A 23,048-nucleotide genomic window follows, 5' to 3' on the forward strand; every position below is an offset into this window, starting at 1 on the left:
ATTGTAGGCCGGATAAGCATCGCGCCATCCGGCATTATCCCTTACGCCAGTGTTCCCACCACGTTCAGGTCGGCATCGTCCGGCACTTCATTGTACGAAAGCACATGCAGCCCGCTGGCAAACAGGCGGCCATAACGCGAGATAACCGGGCGTAGCTGTGGCGTCACCAGCAGCAGCGGCGGCAGGCTCTTGGCCTTCATTTGCTCGTAAATCATCGGCATGGTGTTTTGCAGTTGCGTCAGAATGTTCGGGTCAACCGGGAAGCTGTCGAGCGCCACTTTACCCGCCTGTTGCGCTTGGCTCAGCGCGCCCAGCAGCATGTTTTCAAGCTGGTTATCAATGGTGTACGCCGCAAGCTGTGGCCTGTCGCCGTTGATGTTATGCACAATTGCGCGGCGCAGCGCATAGCGCACGTCAGAGGTCAGCAGCACCGGATCTTTAGTGACCGCCGAGCTTTCCAGCAGTGTGGAGGCAATCGTGACAATATCTTTTAGCGACACTTGCTCCAGCAGCAGTTGGCGGTACACGCGCAGTAACTGAGTGAAGTTGAGCGCGGCATTTAAATCTTCCGCCAGCTTCGGCGCCTGAAGCGCCAGGCGGGCGTGCAGGTGCGTAATATCATCGTAGTTGAACAAATCCGGCAGGTGCTCGCGCGCCACTTTGTTGACGTGAGTTGCCACTACGCTGGCGCAGTCCACCACCTGATAGCCAAGATTGAGCGCTTTGGCCTTCTGTTCTGGGTCAATCCACACGATAGCCATGCCGTAGGCCGGATCGGTGTCCAGCACGCCGTCAATTTCGCCGTACAGTTCAGTACCCGGAATCGCCATCAGCTTTTCCGCATTTACCTCCCCCAGCGCGGTACGAATACCGTTGATGTGTATCGCATACTGCGCGGGCTTGAGGCGGAAGTTCTCGCGAATGCGAATCTCCGGCAGCAGCACGCCGCAAAGCTCTGAGATAACCTGTCGCACCCCGCGTACGCGCAGCGACAACGGGCTACCTTTGGCTTCATCAACCATCGTCACCAGTTTATAACCGAGGTTCAGGCCAATCGGCTCAACCAGCGGAATGCTGTCCCAGGTAATCGCGGGGTTGGTTTCTGGCGCCAACGCGTCGTTGATGGCCTCCATGTCCGTTTCTTGCGGCGCAGGCTGTACCGCTTTGCTTTGTCGCCAGGCGGCAAACAGCAGCAGGGCGGTAAAGCTCAGGAAGGCGATGTGCGGCATCCCTGGAACAATCGCAAGGATGAACATCACGAACGCAGCGGTATACAAAACCTTTGGCTTAGAGAGCAACTGCGTTTTGATTTCATCACTAACGTCGTTGCCCTCGCTGACGCGGGTCACGATGATAGCGGCGGCGGTTGCCAGCAGCAGGGATGGGATCTGTGCGACCAGACCATCACCGATGGTCAGCAGAACGTACTGACGGAACGCGTGGCTGGCATCCAGATCGTATTTGAAAATACCGATACAGATACCGCCTATCACGTTGATGATAAGCACCATGATCCCGGCGACGGCATCACCACGCACAAACTTCGACGCACCATCCATCGCACCGTAGAAGTCAGCCTCTTTTGCCACTTCCTGACGACGGGTTCGCGCCTGTTGCTGGTTGATAAGCCCGGCGTTCAGGTCGGCATCGATAGCCATCTGTTTGCCTGGCAATGCATCCAACGTAAAGCGCGCGGAAACTTCGGAAATACGCTCCGCACCTTTGGTGACCACCACAAAGTTGATGATCATCAGGATGATAAACACCACGAAGCCGACGACGAAGTCGCCGCCAATCACCACCTGACCAAAGGCTTCGATGACCTTACCAGCCGCGCCTTCCCCTTCGTGGCCTTTCAGCAATACCACACGCGTTGAGGCGACGTTCAACGTCAAACGCATCAGGGTGGTTATCAGCAACAGGGTCGGGAAGACAGCAAAGTCCAGTGGACGCTGCATATTCACCGCGACCAGCAGTACGATCACCGCCAGCACGATGTTGAACGTAAACAGGATATCCAGCATCAGCGGCGACAACGGTAGAATAACCATTGCCAGCACGCAGAGAAGCAGGATAGGCACGGCGATTTGCCCCTTGCGGAGTACGCTCAGTGCGTTTTGCATCTTACTGTTCGCCATTCGCTTTTAATACCTCTTTAGGAATGTCTATTTGCCTGTTCAGGCGGGGTTTTTGCTCAGCCCGGCCTTCACGCCAGGATTTCAACTGCATGACATACGTCAGCACGTGAGCGATAGCGCGAAACAGCTGCGCCGGAATTTGTTGATTCACCCGAGTGGTGTAGTAAACCGCACGCGCCAGCGGCGGGAACTCGACCACTTCGACGTTGTGATTCGCACCGACTTCACGGATCCACAGCGCCACGTCATCGATCCCTTTGGCGACGATATACGGCGCTTCTGCTTTTTGCGGGTCGTACTTCAACGCCACGGCGTAGTGCGTCGGGTTGGTGATAATGACGTCTGCTTCTGGCACGGTGCGGGAGATTTGTCCCATTGCCATCTGGCGTTGTAGCTGGCGAATACGGCCTTTGATTTGCGGGTTACCGTCGTTGTTTTTGTGCTCTTCTTTCACCTCTTGCTTGGTCATGCGCATTTTTTTGGTGAACATAAATTTGCTCAGCGGCACATCCAGCAGGGCGAAAATGACGATAACAGCAACGAAATAGCTGACAACGTGATGAAAAATGCCAAACCCGTGCATAATCGCCTGCCCCAGATACAGCCGTTGCAGGTACAGCAGGTTGTCCATTTCGTCGTGCACCATGTTGTACAGCACCACGAGGATGGTGGCGCACTTCAGCAACATCTTGCCCACTTCGGTGTAGTGGCTGGCAGAAAACATACGCTTTACGCCACTGATTGGGCTGAGCTTTTTAAAGTCTGGCTTCAGCTTGTTGGGCGTAAAAATCCAGCCACCGGGCACCAGGCTTGCAACAATACAGGCGATCGGAATCGGCACCAGGGTGGCGATAAAACGCAGCAGCACCCACAGGTTGAGCATCAAAAACTGGTTGAGGATGTTGGGGTTATCCAAATCCTTTGCCATCTCGCCTACCGCCGCGAAGGATTCACCAATCAACTGGCGGTAATAGGGCAAAAAGGTCGCCATCGTGAAAAAAGAGGCGACCAGACCCACGGCCATAGTTAAATCTTTTGATCGGGGGATATCCCCCTTTTCCCGCGCTTTGCGCAGTTTCCCGGATGTGGGTTTTTCGCTTTTATCTCCGCCGGAGGACATTACTGCACCCTTATGGCGTCGAGTTTCGCCAGAATTTCATTGGTCAGATTGATGTAATGGTCAGGAATGTTGGTGACCAGCATCGAAATACACAGCAGGCCAAACAGCATGCTGATAGGAAAACCGAGCGAAAACAGGTTCAGCGTGGGGGAAACGCGGTTAAGCAGGCCAAAGCCACCCTGCACAATCAGCATCACGAACGTTGTCGGCAGCGCAATCAGCGTGGCGGAAGCCATAATCCAGCCCAGCCCCTGACCAATCAGCTCCAGCGTCGGTTGGTTAATCGCCTGGCCAATCGGCCAGTAGGTGAAGCCCTTAAACAGAATGGTCACCAGCAGCAAATGCCCGTCCATAATGAAAAACAGCAGGGCGCAAAAAACGTAGATAATCTGTGAGATAACCGTGGTCGAGCTACCGTTGACCGGGTCGTTCATCATTGCCATCCCCAGACCCATGTTCATCGATAAGATATGGCCTGCGGTTTGCAGCGCGACAAACACCAGTTGCAGCGCCGTGGCGAAGAGAAATCCCCACAGGATCTGTTCGCCAATCAGCATAATCGTGCGAAAAGATATCAGCTCGTTGAGCACCACATTATTAGGCAGCATCGGCGTGATGATGATAGCCAGCGCCATCGCCGTACCGATTTTGATGCGTCGTGAAAAGACGCGGTTATCCAGCACCGGCACAAACTGTAAGAAGGCGAGAATGCGGAAGAAGGGCAGCACCACGGCCATCATTGGCGTCAACAGCGCCTGGATATCGATTCCCATTGTGGCTTAACCGACCAGCGCCGCCGCCTGCTGAAAGAGATGGATGGTAAAATCCACCAACTGCGTCAGCATCCACTTTCCGGCGAAAATCAACACGCCAAGCGTGACCACCAGACGCGGCAAAAAGCTCAGCGTCTGTTCGTTAATCTGCGTGGTGGCCTGGAAAATACTGACGCACAGGCCGACCAACAGGCTGGGGATAATCGCCACGGCGGAAATCAACAGCACCAGGTGAATCCCGGATGCCATGATGTCGCCAGCGGTGTCCATATTCATCATCGCTATAATCCTTGCACGCTGGCGGTGAGCGTACCGACAATCAGCGTCCAGCCATCGCACAGCACAAACAGCATGAGCTTAAACGGCAGCGAGACAATCAGCGGCGACAGCATCATCATCCCCATTGCCATCAGGATACTGGCGACAATCAGGTCGATAACCAGGAACGGGATGTAAATCATAAAGCCAATCTGGAACGCGGTTTTCAGCTCGCTCAGCAGGTAGGCTGGGGTCACGATGGTTAAGTCCTGATCGCGGGCGTCACCTTCGATACCGGCGATAGTCATAATCTGCGACATCGCTTTGTTATTGGTTTGCGCCAGCATGTACTTCTTCAGCGGCGCTTCGGCGTTAACCAGCGCTTGTTTCAGAGTAATTTGGTCGTTCTGGAATGGCTCTACGGCATCGGCGTAAATCGTCGTCCATACCGGGCGCATCACCAACAGCGTCAGCGCCAGCGCAATCCCGGTCAGGATTTTATTGGGCGGACTTTGTTGCAAACCCAATGCCTGGCGTAAAATTGCCAGCACGATGATAAAGCGGGTGAAGCAGGTCATCATCAGCATCATGATTGGCAACAGGCCAAGCAGCGTCATCAGAATCAGGATTTCAATTTTGACGTTGTAATCCTGACCTGCGCCGTTAGCCGTTGCGCTAAAGATAGTGATGTCGCCGTTCGCCGCCAGTACAGGCTGGGCGAACAGCAGGCCGATGAAGAGCAGCAGCGTGACGCCGCTGCGGCAGAGCGAGCGGTTCATCGGGTTAACTCGCCCAGTTCTTTGGCGTTAAATTCGATGATGCGCAGACCGTATTTGTCGTTCAGTACCACCACTTCTGCTTTCCCGAATGCAATGCCGTTCACTTTAATATCCAGCGGTTCACCGGCCATTTTATCCAGCTCAATCACCGAGTCGCTGTTCACCGCCATCAGCTCAGCCAGTGAGATATTCACCGAGGAAACTTCCAGCGTTAGCGTCACAGGAATACGGCTAAACAGCGCCATACGACGCACGTCGGTCAGCGGTGCGTTACGCGTCTCTGGCTGTAAATCGAGGCGGATATTGCCTTCAACGGTTTCGTCCTGTGTCATATCGCTGAGGTTCAGGTCGTCCAGATCCAGGGACTGGCTCAGCTCATGTTGCAAATCACTCATATTGCTTCTCGGTTGTCTTGTCATGGATATCGCACAAGAAAAGCTTGCTGCGATCTTCGGCGATAGCGGCTTCAAAAATCTGTTCTTTACCGATAAATACCGGCAAAGGCTCGTTAATCGCGATAGGGATAATGTCCCCTGGTTTAATGTCGGCAACCTGCGCGACGGTTAAATTCAGGCTAGCGAGGCGGCCATTGAGCTTCAGCGGCAGGCTATCGAACAGGCGTTCAATTTGCCCAGGGCTTAAGGTCACGCTTTTTTCAACGGCGCGCTCATTGGCATCCGGCGTACGCAACGCTGCCAACATTTGGTCAACGTGGCGGTTATCGAGTAATACGCTAAAGCTGCCGTGGCTATACCCTTCAAGAGTAAAAGTAATACACCACGCCCACTGGTTAATAACGGTGGAGTGATCCACTTTAATATCCAGTTCTTCACCAAACGTTTCTTTGCAAATGACCAGGGAAGTTAATTCCTGACCTAATTTACTTTTCAGACGTTCTTCGGTTTTGGTGATCGGCATCGACTCATCAGGTTCAATATGATTACTGTCTTTGCTCAGGCCATAATAGTCATGAAGAATATTCAGCAATAAAATTCGGTCGATAACAAAAGCAATATTCCCATAAGGCGTTGAGAATATCTGCGTATTCTTATAATGCTGGTCGATAGCAAAAGTCATAGATTCTAACGCGGCGTTAACACGGAGCTTCTTTAAGAAATAGATGCTCAGGCGCGCGTCAAGAATGTCAAAGCTATCGTTCATAAGTTTTGGCAACTTATGCCACGGACGTCCTAGTTTGCTGACGTCAAGTTTCACCAGCTCCGGAAGATTATCCTGCTGATGGATTCTGATTCGATGTGAAGCAGGGTACATAATGATTCCAGTTCGATAGTAATGGCTAGTGGAACAATAACGTGGTCGTTTCAATAGTGATAACGCTCACGAAAAAAATTTTCTGAAAGTATTTGAGTTTTGGAAAGGTTGTGACGCTTTACATCAACATCGAAGAATCTTCGACAAACAAAAATTCAAACACCCTTTTATTCAGACTGTGGATTAGACCTTTCCGGCCATTTTATTGCAAGTGGTAGAGAGTTATTAATCCATTATTTTTCCGCCTGCCTGCAGATTAATAACTTCGCTAAGTGCGTGATTTATATGAATTAATGTTTTAATATCCATTAAAAATGAGACAATTATTGCCCGCTGGGTATACTAGGCAACATATTTTCAGGGAAGCGAAACTTCCTGTGACAATATCGTAGCTTTTAATTTTTATTAACATTATAAAAACACCTTTAATCCTCCATGTAGAAGGTGCTTTTTATCGGGTGTCTAATAAAGACGTAACACATTTTCCTTTTAGTCCTTTTTTTACTGGTACTCCAAAATGAACATTATCATTGAACGTGAAGACCGTAATGGCGATGGCTTTGTAGCTGTTTCCCCTGCCAGCGTGGGCGTGATTTCATTGGCCCGCCGCGTTGCTAAATATAATGTTTCAGTATTGGTTACTGGTGAAACTGGAACCGGTAAGGAATGTGTCGCCAAATATATTCACGAACATGCCTGTGGCAGCGATGCTCCTTATGTAGGGGTGAACTGTGCGGCTATTCCAGAAAGTATGCTGGAAGCGGTTTTATTTGGTTACGAGAAAGGCGCATTTACCGGCGCAGTAGCAAGCGTGGCAGGTAAATTTGAGCAGGCAAATGGCGGAACGCTGTTACTCGATGAAATTGGCGATATGCCTTTATCATTGCAGGCGAAATTATTACGCGTATTACAAGAACAAGAAGTTGAACGTCTGGGAAGCCATAAACGTATTCCGCTGGATATTCGACTGATCGCTTCTACTAATAAAGATTTGCAGCAAGAAATTGCGGAAGGACGTTTCCGTCAGGATCTGTTCTACCGTATTTCCGTGGTGCCGATTCACATCACGCCGCTGCGTGAGCGTAAGCAAGATATTTTGCCGTTGGTACAGCGTTTCATCGCCAAATACCGCTCATTCCATAAAGGTGATGTTCGCCTGAGCGATGATGCCCGCACCGCGCTGCTTGGCTATGACTGGCCGGGCAACGTGCGTGAGCTGGAGAACGTTATCCAGCGGGGCATGATCCTCGGAAACGGTGACGAAATTAAAGCCGCTGACTTTGGCTTGGTGGCCCGCGTGCCGCTGCCAGAAAGCCCAGCCGTTGGCATGATGCCAGCCTACCGCGAACAAGATGCGGGCAACCTGGCGATTCGCGACGTGAAGCTGCATGGTCGCCTGGCGGAATACCAGTACATCATCGACCTGTTAAAACGCCATAAAGGCAACAAATCTAAGACGGCGGAATTTTTAGGGATTACGCCGCGAGCACTGCGTTACCGCCTTGCGTCAATGCGCGACGAAGGCATTGATATTGAATGTTATTCCTGAGGCCAGGAAGGAAGAATTGATGGACAAAATAACTGCCGCAGGTATGAACACCGCGCAACAGGCGATGCTCAATCGTATGCAGCAGACGGCCTCGTTGGCCTCTGCCGGTTCGGTTAACGCTTCACAGACTATCGCGCCAGCAAACAGCGCATTTAATGAAACGGGTTCAGTCTCTTTCTCCCGCGTGCTTAACAACGCTATCGACAATGTTGATGCGTTGCAGCATAGCGCCGGTGCAAAGCAGACCGCCATTGAGATGGGTCAGAGCGACGATTTAGCCGGCGCAATGATTGAGAGCCAGAAAGCCAGCGTGGCCTTTTCGGCCATGATGCAGGTGCGCAATAAGCTCAACAGCGCGCTGGACGAAGTGATGAATATTTCGCTGTAAGGTCTGTACCGTGTTAAACAAAATCAAAGATCGTCTCCCTGCTCTCTCGTTACCCGCCGGCGTCAATAATCCCAAAATACTGGCGATTGTGGGCGGCGGCATACTCGCACTCGCTATCGTAGCCTCGTTGTGGAACCGCAACCAAGGCTACGTTGCGCTATATGGCGCACAGGAACAAGTCCCCGTCGGCCAGGTAGTTGAAGTGCTGGGCGCAGAAAATATCGCCTACCGCATCAACCCGGACAACGGTCAGGTGCTGGTTAATGAAGACAAACTGTCGCGGGCGCGTATGGCGCTGGCGGCAAAAGGCATCAGCGCTGCCACGCCAGACGGCTACGAGCTGATGGATAAAGAAGAGATGCTGGGCAGCAGCCAGTTCATCCAGAACGTGCGCTACAAGCGCAGCCTGGAAGGTGAGCTGGCGAAAAGCATTATGGCGTTAGACCCGGTTGAAAGCGCGCGCGTTCACCTGGGGCTGAGCGAGTCCAGCTCTTTCGTCCTGACCAACAAACCGAACAGCAGCGCATCGGTGGTAGTGCAACTGCGCTACGGCAAACAGCTTGATGAACAGCAAGTGGCGTCTATCGTGCAGTTGGTTTCCGGTTCTATCCCAGGAATGACCGCGAACAGCGTTCGCGTGGTCGATCAGGCGGGCAACCTGCTCTCTGATGGCATCGCTGGGGCGGACGGCAGCATGTCGGGTAAACGTCTGGGCGATGACGCGATGCAGCGCATCCGCGAAGACACCAACAAAAACATCTCCACGCTGCTGACCTCTCTGGTCGGCGCCGGTAACTATCGCATCAGCGTTGCGCCTACCGTGGATTTAAGCCGCGTTGAAGAGACGCAGGAGCGGCTGGGTAAAGATCCGTTGGTCAGCGATGAACAGCTCAGCCAGGAAAATACCACCAATGAAATGGCGTTTGGTATTCCTGGCTCACTGAGCAACCGACCGGTAAATCAGAACCCACAGGGCGCGGCAGCGCAGGCCGCCGGAACCCCTGCGGCGGCGAATGCACCAGCCACTGCTGCGAACAACAACACCAGCGACCCACGCGCGCTCACCACGCGTAGCCAGTCGCAGCGTAAATACGCCTTTGACCGTGACATCCGCCATATCCGCCATCCGGGCTACAAACTGGAGAAGCTGAACGTGGCGGTGGCACTGAACCAGAGCGCCCCGGCGCTGGAGAAAATCACCCCAGAACAACTGGCGTCGATTACCCGTCTGGTGGAAAGCGCCGCCGGTATTGATAAGCAGCGCGGTGATGCGCTGACGCTGGATGTGCTGGCCTTTAGCGTACCGACAACGAATGACGGCATTCTGCCGCAACAATGGTGGAAAGACCCGGACATGCAGTACTGGGGACAGAATGGCGGCATTGGCCTGCTGGCACTGTTGACGCTGCTGTTTGGTGTACGCCCGCTGGCTCAACGCTTTGGCCGTCGTGAACGTGTGGTGAATGAGGCTGAGCCGGAAGAACAAGATCTGCTGACCGCTGAAACGACCGAGAAGGAAGATACGCTGTCTGCGCTGCCGAACATCGGCTTTAACACTAATGATGACATGCTGCCGCCGCAGAGTTCCGGTCTGGAAACGAAAGTGGAGTACCTCCAGGTTCTGGCCCAGAACGAGACTGAGCGCGTAGCGGAAGTTCTGAAACAATGGATTAACAGCAATGACCGAAGCAACCGCAAGCAGGACTAATAATTCTGACAGCCGTACCCGCCTGGAGCAGGCGGCCATTCTGCTGCTGAGCGTGGGCGATGAAGCTGCCGCGCAGGTGATGCAGAAGCTCAACCGTGAAGAGGTGGTGCTGCTGAGTGAAACGATGGCGCGTTTGCATGATGTAAAAGTCAACCAGGCGCGTCAGGCGATGAATAACTTCTTCTCCGACTACAGAGAGCAGAGTGGGATTAACGGCGCATCGCGCTCTTATCTGCGCAGCATCCTGGAAAAAGCGCTGGGCGGCGAAATCGCGCGTAGCGTTATCAACGGCATTTATGGCGATGAAATTCGCTATCGCATGGCGCGCCTGCAATGGGTGGATACCCCGCAACTGGCGGCGTTGATTGACCAGGAACACTTGCAGCTACAGGCGGTGTTCCTCGCGTTCCTGCCGCCGGACATCGCCGCCAGCGTGCTGAGCGTGCTGCCGGGTGAACGCCAGGATGAAATTATCTACCGCATTGCGCGTCTGGATGACATCAACCGCGACGTGATCGACGAGCTGGACCGACTGATTGACCGTGGTATCGCGGTGCTGTCTGAGCACGGTTCCAAAGTGGTGGGGATTAAACACGCCGCCAACATCGTCAACCGTATTCCGAGCAACCAGCAGGAATTGCTGGATCAGCTTCGCGAACGCGATGAAGGCGTGGTTGATGAGTTGCAGGACGAAATGTACGAATTCTTCATCCTCAGCCGTCAGTCGCAGGTCACCTTGCAGCGCCTTATGGACGAAATCCCTATCGACGAATGGGCGATTGCACTGAAAGGCACTGAGCCGGTACTGCGTCAGGCTATTTTCGACGTCATGCCGAAGCGCCAGGTGACGCTGCTGCAAAGCACCACTACGCGCTTGGGGCCGCTGCCGGTGAGCCGTATCGAACAGGTACGTAAAGAGATCATGCAGACGTTGCGCCAGTTGGTAGACGAAGGCGAGATTCAGGTGCAGCTGTTCGCTGAGCAGACGGTGGAATAAGTATGTTTAAGAAACGGAGTATACCGCTGGAGTCGCTGACCTCCCGCCGACAGGGCGTTGTAAAACCGCGGCTGCATAAATTTCCTCCGTTACGTAAACGCTGGGCGACTCCCCATTCTCCGGCTGAAGATGACGCGATTGCCGCGCCAGATCCGGCGGAGTATCAGCAACAGCTACAAGAAGGTTTCCGCGAAGGCGTAAACCAGGGCTTTGCGCAGGGGATGGAAGAAGGTAAAGAAGAGGGCTACCAGGAAGGGGCGCGCCTCGGCTTTGATGAAGGGATGCGTAAAGGGCTACAGGAAGGTAAACAGCAGGCTCGCCAGCAGTTTCTCGACGCGGCGGCGCCGTTTGAGAAAGTGACAGCCGATGTGCAACGTTTCCTGGAAAGCTACGAACAGCGCCGCCGCGAAGAGCTGATGCAACTGGTGGAGAAAGTGACTCGCCAGGTGATCCGCTGTGAGTTGGCGCTGCATCCTACGCAGTTGCTGGCCCTGGTGGAAGAAGCGCTGACCAGCTTGCCGCAGCCGCCGGAGCAGATTCGCGTATTGCTGAACAGCGAAGAGTTCCGTCGCATCAGCGAAGCCGAGCCGGAAAAAGCCCGCGAATGGGGGCTTGCCGCCGACCCTGCGCTGGAGCTGGGCGAATGCCGCGTGGTGACCGACACCACCGAAATGGACGTTGGCTGTCAGCATCGCCTCGACCAGTGCGTGGCGGTACTGAAAGACAACCTGCTGGCGGAAAACGCGCATGAGCAACCTTGATTTCGAACAGGCGCTGCGCTCCATCGAACAGATTGACCTGGCGCGCGTTGCCGGGCGTCTGGTGCGCGTCAACGGCATTTTGCTGGAGTGCGTGGGCTGCCGCCTGGCGGTAGGCCAACTGTGCCATGTCGAAAGCGTTGAGCAAGAGATGATGGAAGCGCAGGTGGTTGGCTTCGACCGTGAAGTGACCTATCTGATGCCCTTCAAACAGCCGTCGGGGCTGATTGCTGGCGCGCGCGTTTTTCCTGCCGGAAAAAGCGAAGGCGTGATGATTGGCGACCAGTGGCTGGGGCGCGTGGTGAACGGCCTCGGTGAACCGCTGGACGACAAAGGCAAGCTGGGCGGCGACACGCTGCTGCCGCAGCAGTTACCGCAGGTTCACCCGCTGAAACGTCAGCCGGTTGAAGCGCCGCTGGACGTTGGCGTGCGTGCCATCAACGGCCTGCTGACCATCGGCAAAGGCCAACGTGTCGGCCTGATGGCGGGCAGTGGCGTCGGTAAAAGCGTGCTGCTGGGGATGATCACCCGCTACACCCAGGCCGAAGTGGTGGTGGTAGGGCTGATTGGTGAACGTGGCCGTGAAGTGAAAGAGTTTATCGAAAACTCATTACAGTCTGCCGGATTGGCGAAATCGGTGATTGTTGCCGCTCCGGCGGATGAATCACCGCTGATGCGTATCAAGGCCACCGAACTGTGCCACACCATCGCCAGCTACTACCGCGACAAAGGCAAAGATGTCCTGCTGTTGGTGGATTCATTAACCCGTTATGCGATGGCGCAACGTGAAATTGCCCTCTCGCTGGGTGAACCACCGGCAACCAAAGGCTATCCGCCGTCGGCATTCAGCATGATCCCACGGCTGGTTGAGAGTGCGGGCAACAGCGAAAGCAAAGGCTCGATGACGGCGATTTACACCGTGCTGGCAGAAGGCGATGACCAGCAAGACCCGATCGTTGACTGTGCGCGTGCGGTGCTGGATGGTCACATCGTACTGTCTCGCCATCTGGCGGAGGCCGGGCACTATCCGGCGATTGATATCGGCCAGTCAATCAGCCGTTGTATGAGCCAGGTGACCGCGCGTGAGCACCAGCTTGCCGCGCGTACCCTCAAACAGTTGTATGCCGAATACCAGAGTATTAAACCGCTTATCCCATTGGGTGGATATGTCGCCGGAGCCGATCCGCTGGCCGATAGAGCCGTGCGCCTTTCTCCGGCAATCACCCAGTTCTTACAACAGGAAGTACAGGACGCGGCGTTGATTGATGACACCATTAACGATCTGCGCACGCTGGCGCAAGCAGGGTAATGCACGATGAGCAAACTCATTTCGACACTTGAACAACTTCACCTTATGCGCACCCGCGCCGTGGACGACCTCAGCATGAAGCTGGCCTCGCAAAAGCAGGTCTGCCAGCGCTTTGAGAAGAATATTGATGCACTGACCTCGCTGGCCTCTGGCCTGGCGACGCAGCGCGTTAATAGCGCGGTGATGATGATCAACCAGTCTAAATATAAGCACAATATTCAACGTGTTATCGACTGGCAGAAGCAAGAGCAGGCCTTAGCCAGCCTTGAAGCGAAAAAAATCCAGGGCAACCTGCTGGCGGAAGCCAAACGTGAGAAAAGCCTGGAGCTGGTGCTGGATGCCAAGCGTAGCGACCGCCGGATGGAAATGAACCGCCGGGAGCAAAAAATGACGGATTCGATCTCTGCCCAGTGCTGGCTACGCCAGCAGCAGGCCACCGCTCGCCAACGATAAATGTTATGACGACCAGCAAAAAGAAAGCCCAGCCCTCTTTGATGTCCGCGCTTTTGCAACGCCAGAAGCGCGCGCAGCCATTAGCGACCCCGTTTGTCAGCGTCATTTGCCCGACGTATAACCGTCGTGAGTTTCTGCCGTACCTGCTGTACATCTGGCAGTACCAGGATTATCCGGCAGATAAACGCGAGCTGATAATCCTCGACGACTCGCCAAACAGCAACGCTGACCTTATCGAGATGATGGTTGACCCTGCACAGCCGAACGTGCGCTATATCCATAGCCCGGAGCGGCTGGTGCTGGGGCAAAAACGCAATAGGCTCAATGAGCTGGCGACCGGGGAATACATCATCTGTTTTGATGACGATGACTATTACGCCCCGAACAAAATCTCGCATCAGGTGGCAGAGATGCAGGTCAACAACGCCCTGTTCTCCGGCAGCGACCAGATTTACATCTGGTACAGCCATCTGGACAAAATCTATCTGACCCACCCATTCGGCGAGCGCCATGCGCTGAACGGCACTTTTGGTTATCACCGTAACCTGCTGAAAAAACATCGTTATGACGATGATGCGACGAAAGCGGAAGAAGAAGGGTTTCTGAAGGGATACACCACGCCAGTCCAGCAGATTGACCCGAAGCAGACCATTTTGTGCATTTCGCACAGCAGCAACACCTACGACAAGGACTTTATCCTCGACAGCTCCACGCCGGTGGACTTGACGCTGGAAGACTTTGTGAGCGATGCCAACCTGCTGGCGCACTACCGCCGCCTGAGCCATGCGCCGCTCAGCGTGCAGGTGAACTGGTCGGTGTTTGAAAAAATCGCCGTCATCTACGACCCGCGAAACGAAGCCACGCTGGCCTCACGCTGTGAAGCGCTGTTGGCGCTGGGCGTGCAGGCCGGACAACTGTGGCCGGTGGCGAAACTTGAGGATGATTCGGTGTTCGCCAGCGAACTGCGCACCCATTCTTTAGTTGTTGAGCAGGCGAAACAACAGGGCTGGCAGAACGTATTGCTGCTGGACTCCGAGCTGTGCTTTGTCAAAAAAGAGAACGTCGTCAACAACATCAACAAGCTGCTTAACGGCCTCGACCAGGTGGGCTGGCAGATGCTGTTGTTAGGTGGACGCTACGAAAAATTTACGCCAACCCAGGCATTACAAGGGGTGGCTCGCATTCATAACGCCGGTTGTGGGTGTGCTTACGCCGTGAACGCCAACTATTACGACGTGCTGCTGGATGCTTATCGCCAGGCCATCGAACAGGATGCCAGCCTCGACCGTTGCTGGACGGCACTGATGCGTATGAACGCGCTGTGGCTGGGTTTTAGCCCCAGTTTCGCCTTCTTACAAACCTACCCGAACCCGAAAAACGGCGAGCTTATCGACTGCACGCACTGGTTTTTCCGAAAAAATCGCTAATCGCAGGCCTGCGACAGGCTAAAGAGAACAGACATGGAATTGATTGAACATTACCGACCTGAATTTGTTGCGCGTTTTGATGCGCGAGACACCGCATGTGCCTGCCCCGCGTGCCAAAGCGCAGAACAGACATGGCCGCGCATCAGCCTGAAGCTGAAAAACCAACAGCGCGAGAGCCTGGATATCGGCTGTGAAACGGCAGCGAAAGAGATGCTGTTTAACCCTGAAGCCTTTATTTTGCATATCGAACAGGCCGCGCCGCAGAGCAAAGAGATGCTGCCTGCGTGGAGCGAAGTGCTGAACCAACAGTGCATCAACCTGGCGGTACATCCGGCGCTGCCGCTGGAAGTGAGCATTTATGCCATTGGCGTACTGCTGAGCAAAGCGCAACAGCACCTGGATAACGGCGAAACCGATCCGGCGTTACTGGTGGCCATGAGCGAACAACTGTCGGCGCTGGCTGAACAGGGCGTGCTGGAACAGCAGTTTGCCATGCTGCCGCCGATCGTGGAAAACCGCCTGGCGGCCTTAAAAGAGATGGGCGCGATGCGTCTTAATCTGAACCTGCCGATGGTCGAAAAAATGGGGATGGCGCTGAAGCTGAGCGAGCTGTCAATTATGCAACCTGCTCGCCTGGCCGAGCGTTTACACGCGCTGGAGTCGACGTGGGCTGGGGTGACGTTCTTTAATGAAGAACAGCCGTATACGCTGCGCAATATGCTGATTTATAAGCTGTATAGCGATATTTTCCCTGGTGTAAATTGCGAAAACTACGGTGAAGCACTGCTGAAACTGGCGCGTCAGTTCTTCCACATCAAAATGCTGTGCGCTATTCGCGCCGAGCAGGGCGCGCTGACTCAGGACGACGTGGCGCTACTGATTAGCGCGCTGTGTGGCTGGGAGCTACAGCACCCGTTTGCCGCAGAGGCAGGCCGCGCTGCGGATTACAGCCTGCTGTGCGGGTTGTCATTACTGTAATTATTTTTTGTTCTGGAAAATACCGCTGTTACTGGCGGTATTTTTTCTCCTGCGATCCGCATTGGCGATCCAGAAATAGGGTCAGTTATTTGCTGACTATAAAAATACAAGAGGAATTAATCGCATGGGAAACATCGTTCGCTTTCCGGTGAATATTTTAGTCTCCAATTATGGGGTAACACATTTTATTGAAACCGGTTATGGTAAAGGTGTGTCGTGCAAAGCGGCAGCAGCCTACGGTTTTACTAAAGCACTCTCCTGCGAGATCTATCCGCCGTTGCATAAAGACGCGGTCCAGAATGATCAAATTTCTGTGGCGCTAGCCAATAGCATCGATTTTATAAAATCTGATGTAGTCACCTCTGCATTAGCAGAGCAGCGTTGCTTAATTTTCCTCGACGCCCATTATCCAGGGGCTGATTTTGGATTTGAAGAATATAAAAGCACCAAGTGGGAAAACAATACCAAGCTGCCACTGTTGGATGAATTAGCCTTGTTACAAGGTCAATGTGATAACAGTGTGATAATCATTGATGATTGCCGAATATATCTTGATGAGTTACAGGTTTATGCCGGGGCGATGGGTGATGTCGCTGAAAATGCTTTTGCCAGTAAGCAACAGTTTATTGATTTATTAAATGGCTTCAGTGCCACGCATGATATTTATTTGCTGCCGCATGATACAGGCTATGCTGTTTTGTGGCCAAAAGCGTGGGGGCAAAATACTCTGGTCCCTTATATTTTCCCTGGCGACCCGACGGCACAATTCTCCTTAACAACCGGAGTCCCTGGCACGACCTCAATGTCACTTAACCGCCGTTTGCAGGATGCGCGTTTCTCTAACCGCTGGCTGGTCGGCTATGGGTTGGATATCGGTGGCGGTAATGACAGCATTGGTGTTTACCAGTCGCTGTTCCCGCTGATTAAAGCGGTGACACTTTATGATATGCCACAGGGAGATGCACAGTTCCTGCATAATGTCCCCGATAACGCGTTTGATTTTGTGTACTCTGCCCATTGTCTCGAACATATGGTTAACCCAGAAATCGCGCTAAATAACTGGCTTAGGGTTTTGAAGCCGAATGGTTTTATGGTGCTCACGATTCCAGATGAAGATATGTATGAGCAAGGCGTATGGCCATCGACGTTCAATTATGATCATAAGCATACGTTTACTATCAGCAAGAAAGAAAGTTGGTCGCCTGTCTCTATCAATGTTCTGGAACTACTGGGCAAAATAACCGGTGATGTTGAAATTCAGAAAATTGAATTATTAAATGCCAGTTATTTACCGAATCTGCCGCGCACGGACCAGACCAGAACGCCGTTTGCCGAAAGTGGCATTGAAATTATCTTAAGAAAACGGGCGTGATGATAGGTTTTTGACAGTGATATTTTTCAAAGCCATTGCCATGATGGCTTTGAACATAACAAGTTAAGGTCAGTTGGGTTAGTATTTCTTTGTTATAAAGAGGATGTGTTTTTTGACGATTTTAAATATATATATTCAGGGTGATAGCTCTTATCTTTTGTACCCGATTGTAGATTATGTGAAAAATACACAAGAGAATGATGTCTCACTTTTTTTTATCAAAAGAAAATACCCTAACCCACCGACGAATAAAAATGTCATGGTGTTTGATTTCCCCGAGGCGATAACCGCCGAGTGGATCAATGCGATTGCTAATTTTGCCACTAAAATTAACGCTACGGCAATCCGATTACACTCAGCCATTAGCTATTCTGCGGCGATAAACTTCCCGCTACTGAAAGCATTTCAGTCGCGAATTCATGCGGGGCTAACCTTTTCGCTGTTTCTTTATGAAACCTCGTTTGAGGATGTTATTTGTCGTCAGGAGTTTAATAAGTTATTGGCGGAGGGGCTTGACTGGCAGCGATATGCTACGCGACTTAAAAACAAACTCACGACAGAATCAGATGACTGGAATATTGTTTATAATTACTTGTTAAACAATCTTGTTAGTACACAATATTTTTGCTGTGATTTTTACAAAAACAAGAATAACCGGTTTTTCTCTGTGCCGCATTTCCATTATTTGAGTGAGATTCTGGATAATCACGACGAGGATAAGGTCAATGTAGCCCTGTCTATTCAGGGGGCGGATATGGGTATTATCAACACCATCCGTGAGATTAACGATACTCAAAAAACACTGTTTTTTGTTGATGATGGGCTAGAACACCCGCTAGGCCCAGCAGCAAAGGACGCTTGTCTTCTGGATGATATCCAGCAGGCAGGCTACGAGTTCGTGTTCTTGATGAATTATCGCGGTACGCTGGCAAGCAGCGGTAGCCACCATGCGAATATTATTTGCTTACCTGAGACGATCACGCTTGAAGTGTTGCGTTACGCGGGTATCGCTGCGGCGAATGTTTATGGTTTCTGCTCACTGAATCTGTTCTCCAGTCAGCAGGAAAACATCAAGAAGATATATTTCCATGAGCATGAGAATACCCCTGAAAATAGTCAATTAATAAAGTATGTTAATGTTGATAATGCCAACAAAATGGCCTTTTCATTTATTAATGAGGCACAGCAGCGCGCCGCGTGCTCATCGGTGACGAAACATATTTTTCTGCTTGCCGAATCGATGGGTGACGTACTTTTTGCTGCTGGCGCATTAAATGCTTTGAGAGACAAACTCTCTGGCCCGTTTATCTGTATTGTGCCGAAGGCGTATCATCCCTTGTTATCATTATGCCCGTGGGTTGATGAACTGTGGGATCAGCACTCACTGAGCGCTGCGCAGAGCGAAGATATTTATATGGCTCGCGTTTTGGGGCATTTCCATCTGCCAAGCCATGTTCAGCATATTCTTGATAAAAGACACCAGATTGACTCATTTTTGCTGTCTTTAGGGCATAAAGAGGTCAGCAATTATCGTAAAGAGATCGTTCTCTCTTTGGATAATCTGGATAAAACAAAGGTTGATAACTTCCTGCAACAAAACGGCCTGACGAATAAGATTGTACTGATTCATCCCAATGTTGGCGTCCCTAACCGCACCTGGCCTCAGGCGTCATGGGCGGAACTTGTCGAGAAATTCATAGCAGATGGCTGGTCGGTTGTTCTTATTGGCAGCAATAGCAATTTCTACTCGCACAAGAAAGCGGTGGAGATTGAAAACAGCCGAGTTTTCAATGCGATTGATAAGTTCACGATGGCCGAGACAGTCTATTTAATGACGCAAGCCTCTCTCCTTGTTGCCTGTGATTCAGGCCCTGTCGCGTTAGCCGCCGCCACCAATATTGCGATTTGCGCGTTGTATTCTGTCGTGCCTGGGACGTATCGTTTGCCATATCGACACGGTATCCAGGGCTGGAATGCACTGGCTATCGATCGCTCATGTAAATACAAGCATTGCGCCAGTTCGTACACTCTCCAGTCTGGCGAAACATTTGATGCATGGTGCCCAAATAACAAACGCTATTCTTGTATGAACGGGTATGCCGCTGATGATTTTTATCGTGAGGTGACACAATTTTTAGCGTCAGAACACTTTATTGAGCGACACGCAGGTTCGTGAAAGAAGGCTGGCCCTGGCATTGTGGCAGGGCCGATTCTCAGAGAGGGGTTACATGCGACTCAAGGAACGATTTTTTCCAATGAATCATTGATGTCTCTTGTCGTGCCCCATAGCTGGTGTGCGAAGGTATGGCCGCGACCGACATATTTTTGTCCGGTGAAATGCTCGGGGATGAAGTAATGGCTTGGCCAATAGGTCATATTGGCGTATCCCAACGCTCTCACGGTGTTGGTCAGATATTGCGGGCCGGTGACAATCCACGGCAGGTCGTCGGTGACGGTCTGCTTTTCTGTCAGTTTCATTATCAGTTCAGCCATCAGCGCCGATCGCGGTTCTGATGCCAGATATCCGTTGGCTATCAGTCCTGGGCGCACCATCTCGTTTTCCATGCTGGCGCAGACCTGGCTATCGAAAAGCCAGTCTTCGAGTGGGCGAGTGCACACGCTGTCAGCATCTACCGCAAAGCCGCCGTGGTGAAAGAGGATCTCGTAGCGCATGATATCAGCCGCGCCGCACATCCGACCGGCACCGATCATTGCATTAATGTGTTTCTGGTTGATCCATTTAGTTTTCTTTAGCGCAGCGTTGTTCCAGACGACGACCTTCCAGGACGGGTTTTGCTTCTTCCAGGTATCAATCATCCGACGCGGGGTCTTGGTTTCGTCACCAATCCAAACGATATGGATTATCTTGGGTATTCTCATTGTGCAATCGCCGCCAACTCTTTATAGAAATGCTCTGTATAATCCACCACATCCCCTTTGATATCGGATCTCCCTGGCGTCTGATGCCCCGCGACGGGATACATACCAATCCAGCTGTGATTTTGCATTAAAGGCAACCAGGCGATATCGATAGCGTGTTGGTCTTCTTCCCCCCCTTTGCGCAACCTTTCCACCGCAGCGGCAAAACACTCGCGAAGCATGGCGCGGTAATCAGCATGCACGGCATACGCACAGGTGGATAATGCGTCTAGCGGTTTTACAATGCGGTTAGTGCTTTTGAGCGTGATGACTTTGCGATACCTGGCGCTTAACAGCGCGCAATGCCAGTTGACGCTCTTGAGCGTTTTCAGGAAGCCATTCAGGCGTTCTAGCGAGTCAGCATCTTTTTGGAATGCCATGTCATCTTCCAGAATCAGGACGTGGCCCCAGTTCTCGATAATGGCGGTTTCCATCGCCTGTAGGTGCGATTGCGCACGACCGATTTCACCGAGAAGATGGCGTCTGGCGTCAAGACGGTAAATTTTTTGGCCAGGAACCCCGAGAGAATGAAGCTCTTTTTCGATACTCTGTTTACGGTCGTGACGTTCTTTGAGGTTGATGTAGATGATCTTATCGAACACCTCCCAGTCAATACTCATTCGCAGCGCCCCCCACAGTCGGAATGCATAAGCGATAACACATTGGGATTATTCATTTTTATTCGTCGCCTGCTTGTGCGTAGTGGGCGGTACAACCGGGATAAGATGGCTCTAGCCTCTGACGGGCTTATTTTGTCAGGGGTTGTATCATCCCTGCTGATACAACCAATTCTCTGGCTGGCTGGTATTCAACACATTATTCAGGATTTCTTGCTGCATACTCAGCAGTGCGCCGTTGTATTCGTTGGCGGTTTGGCAGTCTGACGCCTGTTGCTGAAGCGCTTGCCACAGGGCGGAGACAGTAGGCTGGTGAGCTTCCGGCAGGCGAGCGATGAGAGTTTTCATGCCTTCGGAATTGGCGTCGATACCCAACTGGTTGAGAAGCTGGTAGCGCTGTTGGCTGCTCTGCGACAACTGCTGATACAGTGCCATAACCTGCACGTTCAGCGTGTCCAGCGCCGCCGCATCGCGGGCAACGATGTGGTGACGCTGCTTTTCAAGGAGTGTCGCCAGGGTATGGTAGTGTTTACGATCTTCAGCCATATCCTGAATCAGGGTTTTAACGCGCTGGGCGGCGTTACTCATATATTACCTCTGGAAATACTTCTGCATCGCATCAGTGAGCGAGTCTAGGTTGACGGCAATTTTGCCGCTGCTGATAGCGTCTTTCATTTCGGCGACGCGCGCCATATCGACTTCCGGCAGGGCGCTCAGTTGCGTTTGCGCATCGCCCAGAACTGGGTCGATTGCTGCACTGCGCGCTACGGTGTTGCCTTCTTGTGCGACAGTTCGGGTTTGCTCCGCGCTGCTGGCTTTATTAATCGCGGTAGTCAAATTGTACTGTGTTGCTGTTACTTTCATCGCTTCGCCCTCGTTCTCATATTTAGTTGTGGTTGCGTATGAACCTTGCCATGCGGAAGACCGACTTCCTATGCCCTTGTGAGTAAAGAGCGACCCGAGATGAGGGCAACTTAAACGACGACGAAAGATTTTTACTTGCCACTGGCATACACCATATTCACCACGCCGATATCTGCGACGACGGCGCTGACGATGCGACCACTGCTCTCATTTTTCACTTTGATGATTTCCCCTTTCCGGCCTTTTTTCATCGCCTCACCCATAGTGCGGGCTTCGACGCCATTTTGCTCGGCGACCATCAGCACGCGTTGCCCCCGTTCTACCAACGTCGGTGACTCTAGCTGATTTAAGGTGATGGGCTGCCGGTCGCGGATACGGCGTTTGACCGTCATTCCCATGACATCGTCCGGCTGTGTCAGGTAATCGCCACGCGTGCTGCTGACGTTGAGTTTTTTCAGCGTGAGGTTGTCGGCGGAAATAACCTGGCCGCGTTCCAGCGTGCTGCTGGCGACCACTACCGGCAGATAAATATCCGGTTTAACGGTGACGGCCACATCCCAGCCGTTCGCGCCATCGCAGCGAACATCAAAACGCAGGCGATTGATATCCAGACGATCGCCGCTGGAAAGCGATACCGCCGGTTCCTGGTGGCAGGCCGCGTATTGCGACGCTTCTGCTGGCACAAACAGGTTCATCTTCGCCTGATATTCAGGCCAATGGCGACGCTTGGCTTCCTGGCGAATGATATCTGCCGCATGAAGCTGCACGGCGACATAGATTTGTTTGCGGGCGGTTGCGGGGCCTGCGGCATACGCAGACAGCAGTGGCGTACTGCACAGCGTGAGCAGGAAAAACCCACAGAGGAAGCGGAAATACCCTTTCACCCTGGCGCTAAAGAATTGGACAAAAACATTATAAATCATGGAGTTAAAATCCTGGCATGAATATTGCTATATAAATTCGCAGATCATGCAGGTTTAGCATCACGAGGGTGTGAATTGTGAGTATTACTTTTGACAAAGCATTGGGCGTTCATCCACAGGCTGTAGCACTTCGACTTTCCCGAGCAGAGTTGCTGTCAGCGAACCTGGCAAACGTAGATACCCCCAACTTCCAGGCTAAAGATATTGATTTTGCCTCCGAGATGCAACGTTCGCGATCGAGTTTTTCTCTGCGAACGACGCCGGAGGAGATGTATCGCGTGCCTTATCAACCCTCCTCGGACGGTAACACCGTGTCGTTGAACGTTGAGCAGGCCGAGTTTGCGAAAAACACCCAGGACTATCAGATGAGCCTGGCATTTTTAAACATGAAGTTCACTGGCCTGAAGCAGGCCATTGACGGCAAGTAATTGACGTAGGTAACCACG

Annotated in this window: 24 protein-coding genes; 12 read left to right on the plus strand and 12 right to left on the minus strand. The window is 52.4% G+C overall.

Features of this window, described 5'->3' with window-relative positions:
* Positions 1–41: 41 nt before the first annotated feature.
* From AC6I4B_RS00245 to AC6I4B_RS00275, 7 genes are read right to left on the minus strand one after another with little or no spacing between them, the layout of a single operon-like run.
* Positions 42–2,138: a flagellar biosynthesis protein FlhA gene (locus AC6I4B_RS00245; protein WP_497768617.1), complete on the minus strand. Its 2,097-nt coding sequence runs from the start codon at positions 2,136–2,138 to the stop codon at positions 42–44.
* Complete coding sequence (gene flhB, locus AC6I4B_RS00250; protein WP_497768618.1) at positions 2,125–3,258, minus strand: flagellar biosynthesis protein FlhB; 1,134 nt, start codon at positions 3,256–3,258, stop codon at positions 2,125–2,127. The genes AC6I4B_RS00245 and flhB overlap by 14 nt, the downstream gene beginning before the upstream one ends.
* Complete coding sequence (gene fliR / locus AC6I4B_RS00255; protein WP_497768620.1) at positions 3,258–4,031, minus strand: flagellar biosynthetic protein FliR; 774 nt, start codon at positions 4,029–4,031, stop codon at positions 3,258–3,260. Before fliR ends, flhB begins: the two co-directional genes overlap by 1 nt.
* A 6-nt stretch (positions 4,032–4,037) precedes the next feature.
* A complete protein-coding gene (gene fliQ / locus AC6I4B_RS00260; protein WP_497768621.1) occupies positions 4,038–4,310 on the minus strand; it encodes a flagellar biosynthesis protein FliQ in 273 nt (90 codons plus the stop codon).
* A gap of 2 nt (positions 4,311–4,312) precedes the next feature.
* The gene (fliP, locus tag AC6I4B_RS00265; protein WP_497768623.1) at positions 4,313–5,068 is read right to left on the minus strand and encodes a flagellar type III secretion system pore protein FliP; all 756 of its coding nucleotides are present in this window, start codon (positions 5,066–5,068) and stop codon (positions 4,313–4,315) included.
* Positions 5,065–5,463, minus strand: coding sequence for a flagellar motor switch protein FliN (fliN, locus tag AC6I4B_RS00270; protein ID WP_052285031.1), 399 nt, complete (start codon positions 5,461–5,463; stop codon positions 5,065–5,067). Before fliN ends, fliP begins: the two co-directional genes overlap by 4 nt.
* On the minus strand, positions 5,456–6,340 hold the full coding sequence (locus AC6I4B_RS00275; protein WP_497768625.1) for a FliM/FliN family flagellar motor C-terminal domain-containing protein: 885 nt from the start codon (positions 6,338–6,340) through the stop codon (positions 5,456–5,458). Before AC6I4B_RS00275 ends, fliN begins: the two co-directional genes overlap by 8 nt.
* Before the next feature lie 517 nt (positions 6,341–6,857).
* On the opposite strand from AC6I4B_RS00275, the gene AC6I4B_RS00280 reads away from it, so the two are divergent.
* The 11 genes from AC6I4B_RS00280 to AC6I4B_RS00330 all read left to right on the plus strand — a co-directional run bounded on the left by AC6I4B_RS00280 (position 6,858) and on the right by AC6I4B_RS00330 (position 19,455).
* Complete coding sequence (locus tag AC6I4B_RS00280) at positions 6,858–7,889, plus strand: sigma-54 interaction domain-containing protein (protein ID WP_497768626.1); 1,032 nt, start codon at positions 6,858–6,860, stop codon at positions 7,887–7,889.
* Positions 7,890–7,908: 19 nt separating this feature from the next.
* On the plus strand, positions 7,909–8,277 hold the full coding sequence (gene fliE, locus AC6I4B_RS00285) for a flagellar hook-basal body complex protein FliE (protein WP_497768628.1): 369 nt from the start codon (positions 7,909–7,911) through the stop codon (positions 8,275–8,277).
* 10 nt (positions 8,278–8,287) lie between these two features.
* Positions 8,288–9,985, plus strand: a complete 1,698-nt coding sequence (fliF, locus tag AC6I4B_RS00290; protein ID WP_497768629.1) for a flagellar basal-body MS-ring/collar protein FliF — start codon at positions 8,288–8,290, stop codon at positions 9,983–9,985.
* Positions 9,957–10,982 carry a flagellar motor switch protein FliG gene (locus AC6I4B_RS00295; RefSeq protein ID WP_497768631.1) on the plus strand — a complete coding sequence of 342 codons (1,026 nt, stop codon included), beginning with the start codon at positions 9,957–9,959 and terminating at the stop codon, positions 10,980–10,982. The genes fliF and AC6I4B_RS00295 overlap by 29 nt, the downstream gene beginning before the upstream one ends.
* A gap of 2 nt (positions 10,983–10,984) precedes the next feature.
* Positions 10,985–11,743 carry a flagellar assembly protein FliH gene (gene fliH, locus AC6I4B_RS00300; RefSeq protein ID WP_497768633.1) on the plus strand — a complete coding sequence of 253 codons (759 nt, stop codon included), beginning with the start codon at positions 10,985–10,987 and terminating at the stop codon, positions 11,741–11,743.
* The gene (gene fliI, locus AC6I4B_RS00305) at positions 11,730–13,049 is read left to right on the plus strand and encodes a flagellar protein export ATPase FliI (protein ID WP_497768634.1); all 1,320 of its coding nucleotides are present in this window, start codon (positions 11,730–11,732) and stop codon (positions 13,047–13,049) included. The genes fliH and fliI overlap by 14 nt, the downstream gene beginning before the upstream one ends.
* Positions 13,050–13,055: 6 nt before the next feature.
* A complete protein-coding gene (gene fliJ, locus AC6I4B_RS00310) occupies positions 13,056–13,502 on the plus strand; it encodes a flagellar export protein FliJ (RefSeq protein WP_497768636.1) in 447 nt (148 codons plus the stop codon).
* A gap of 5 nt (positions 13,503–13,507) precedes the next feature.
* Entirely contained in the window at positions 13,508–14,929 is a 1,422-nt protein-coding gene (locus AC6I4B_RS00315) for a glycosyltransferase family 2 protein (RefSeq protein WP_497768637.1), read from the plus strand.
* 33 nt (positions 14,930–14,962) lie between these two features.
* Positions 14,963–15,907, plus strand: coding sequence for a hypothetical protein (locus tag AC6I4B_RS00320; protein WP_497768639.1), 945 nt, complete (start codon positions 14,963–14,965; stop codon positions 15,905–15,907).
* 124 nt (positions 15,908–16,031) lie between these two features.
* Complete coding sequence (locus AC6I4B_RS00325) at positions 16,032–17,279, plus strand: methyltransferase domain-containing protein (RefSeq protein WP_497768641.1); 1,248 nt, start codon at positions 16,032–16,034, stop codon at positions 17,277–17,279.
* 112 nt (positions 17,280–17,391) lie between these two features.
* The gene (locus AC6I4B_RS00330; RefSeq protein WP_497768643.1) at positions 17,392–19,455 is read left to right on the plus strand and encodes a glycosyltransferase family 9 protein; all 2,064 of its coding nucleotides are present in this window, start codon (positions 17,392–17,394) and stop codon (positions 19,453–19,455) included.
* A 59-nt stretch (positions 19,456–19,514) separates the two neighbouring features.
* Here AC6I4B_RS00330 and AC6I4B_RS00335 read toward each other — a convergent pair whose 3' ends face one another.
* The 5 genes from AC6I4B_RS00335 to flgA all read right to left on the minus strand — a co-directional run bounded on the left by AC6I4B_RS00335 (position 19,515) and on the right by flgA (position 22,602).
* Positions 19,515–20,159, minus strand: a complete 645-nt coding sequence (locus AC6I4B_RS00335; RefSeq protein WP_497768644.1) for a glycosyltransferase family 32 protein — start codon at positions 20,157–20,159, stop codon at positions 19,515–19,517.
* The gene (locus AC6I4B_RS00340) at positions 20,156–20,818 is read right to left on the minus strand and encodes a hypothetical protein (RefSeq protein ID WP_497768646.1); all 663 of its coding nucleotides are present in this window, start codon (positions 20,816–20,818) and stop codon (positions 20,156–20,158) included. Before AC6I4B_RS00340 ends, AC6I4B_RS00335 begins: the two co-directional genes overlap by 4 nt.
* 147 nt (positions 20,819–20,965) lie before the next feature.
* A complete protein-coding gene (locus AC6I4B_RS00345; protein WP_497768647.1) occupies positions 20,966–21,403 on the minus strand; it encodes a flagellar protein FlgN in 438 nt (145 codons plus the stop codon).
* A 3-nt stretch (positions 21,404–21,406) separates the two neighbouring features.
* Positions 21,407–21,679 carry a flagellar biosynthesis anti-sigma factor FlgM gene (flgM, locus tag AC6I4B_RS00350; RefSeq protein WP_497768649.1) on the minus strand — a complete coding sequence of 91 codons (273 nt, stop codon included), beginning with the start codon at positions 21,677–21,679 and terminating at the stop codon, positions 21,407–21,409.
* A gap of 131 nt (positions 21,680–21,810) precedes the next feature.
* Positions 21,811–22,602, minus strand: coding sequence for a flagellar basal body P-ring formation chaperone FlgA (flgA, locus tag AC6I4B_RS00355; RefSeq protein WP_497768651.1), 792 nt, complete (start codon positions 22,600–22,602; stop codon positions 21,811–21,813).
* Positions 22,603–22,679: 77 nt separating this feature from the next.
* Here flgA and flgB point away from each other — a divergent pair, with 77 nt between their 5' ends.
* Positions 22,680–23,030 carry a flagellar basal body rod protein FlgB gene (gene flgB / locus AC6I4B_RS00360; protein ID WP_497768652.1) on the plus strand — a complete coding sequence of 117 codons (351 nt, stop codon included), beginning with the start codon at positions 22,680–22,682 and terminating at the stop codon, positions 23,028–23,030.
* The last annotated feature ends 18 nt before the right edge of the window (positions 23,031–23,048 follow it).

It is taken from the genome of Kluyvera fluvialis (assembly GCF_059725275.1).

What these genes read in the sequence shown, in the direction of transcription:
- AC6I4B_RS00245 (WP_497768617.1), bottom strand. Translation starts at nt 2,138, where the DNA reads ATGGCGAACAGTAAGATGCAAAACGCACTGAGCGTACTCCGCAAGGGG.
- flhB (WP_497768618.1), bottom strand. Translation starts at nt 3,258, where the DNA reads ATGTCCTCCGGCGGAGATAAAAGCGAAAAACCCACATCCGGGAAACTG.
- fliR (WP_497768620.1), bottom strand. Translation starts at nt 4,031, where the DNA reads ATGGGAATCGATATCCAGGCGCTGTTGACGCCAATGATGGCCGTGGTG.
- fliQ (WP_497768621.1), bottom strand. Translation starts at nt 4,310, where the DNA reads ATGATGAATATGGACACCGCTGGCGACATCATGGCATCCGGGATTCAC.
- fliP (WP_497768623.1), bottom strand. Translation starts at nt 5,068, where the DNA reads ATGAACCGCTCGCTCTGCCGCAGCGGCGTCACGCTGCTGCTCTTCATC.
- fliN (WP_052285031.1), bottom strand. Translation starts at nt 5,463, where the DNA reads ATGAGTGATTTGCAACATGAGCTGAGCCAGTCCCTGGATCTGGACGAC.
- AC6I4B_RS00275 (WP_497768625.1), bottom strand. Translation starts at nt 6,340, where the DNA reads ATGTACCCTGCTTCACATCGAATCAGAATCCATCAGCAGGATAATCTT.
- AC6I4B_RS00280 (WP_497768626.1), top strand. Translation starts at nt 6,858, where the DNA reads ATGAACATTATCATTGAACGTGAAGACCGTAATGGCGATGGCTTTGTA.
- fliE (WP_497768628.1), top strand. Translation starts at nt 7,909, where the DNA reads ATGGACAAAATAACTGCCGCAGGTATGAACACCGCGCAACAGGCGATG.
- AC6I4B_RS00295 (WP_497768631.1), top strand. Translation starts at nt 9,957, where the DNA reads ATGACCGAAGCAACCGCAAGCAGGACTAATAATTCTGACAGCCGTACC.
- fliH (WP_497768633.1), top strand. Translation starts at nt 10,985, where the DNA reads ATGTTTAAGAAACGGAGTATACCGCTGGAGTCGCTGACCTCCCGCCGA.
- fliI (WP_497768634.1), top strand. Translation starts at nt 11,730, where the DNA reads ATGAGCAACCTTGATTTCGAACAGGCGCTGCGCTCCATCGAACAGATT.
- fliJ (WP_497768636.1), top strand. Translation starts at nt 13,056, where the DNA reads ATGAGCAAACTCATTTCGACACTTGAACAACTTCACCTTATGCGCACC.
- AC6I4B_RS00315 (WP_497768637.1), top strand. Translation starts at nt 13,508, where the DNA reads ATGACGACCAGCAAAAAGAAAGCCCAGCCCTCTTTGATGTCCGCGCTT.
- AC6I4B_RS00320 (WP_497768639.1), top strand. Translation starts at nt 14,963, where the DNA reads ATGGAATTGATTGAACATTACCGACCTGAATTTGTTGCGCGTTTTGAT.
- AC6I4B_RS00325 (WP_497768641.1), top strand. Translation starts at nt 16,032, where the DNA reads ATGGGAAACATCGTTCGCTTTCCGGTGAATATTTTAGTCTCCAATTAT.
- AC6I4B_RS00335 (WP_497768644.1), bottom strand. Translation starts at nt 20,159, where the DNA reads ATGAGAATACCCAAGATAATCCATATCGTTTGGATTGGTGACGAAACC.
- AC6I4B_RS00340 (WP_497768646.1), bottom strand. Translation starts at nt 20,818, where the DNA reads ATGAGTATTGACTGGGAGGTGTTCGATAAGATCATCTACATCAACCTC.
- AC6I4B_RS00345 (WP_497768647.1), bottom strand. Translation starts at nt 21,403, where the DNA reads ATGAGTAACGCCGCCCAGCGCGTTAAAACCCTGATTCAGGATATGGCT.
- flgM (WP_497768649.1), bottom strand. Translation starts at nt 21,679, where the DNA reads ATGAAAGTAACAGCAACACAGTACAATTTGACTACCGCGATTAATAAA.
- flgA (WP_497768651.1), bottom strand. Translation starts at nt 22,602, where the DNA reads ATGATTTATAATGTTTTTGTCCAATTCTTTAGCGCCAGGGTGAAAGGG.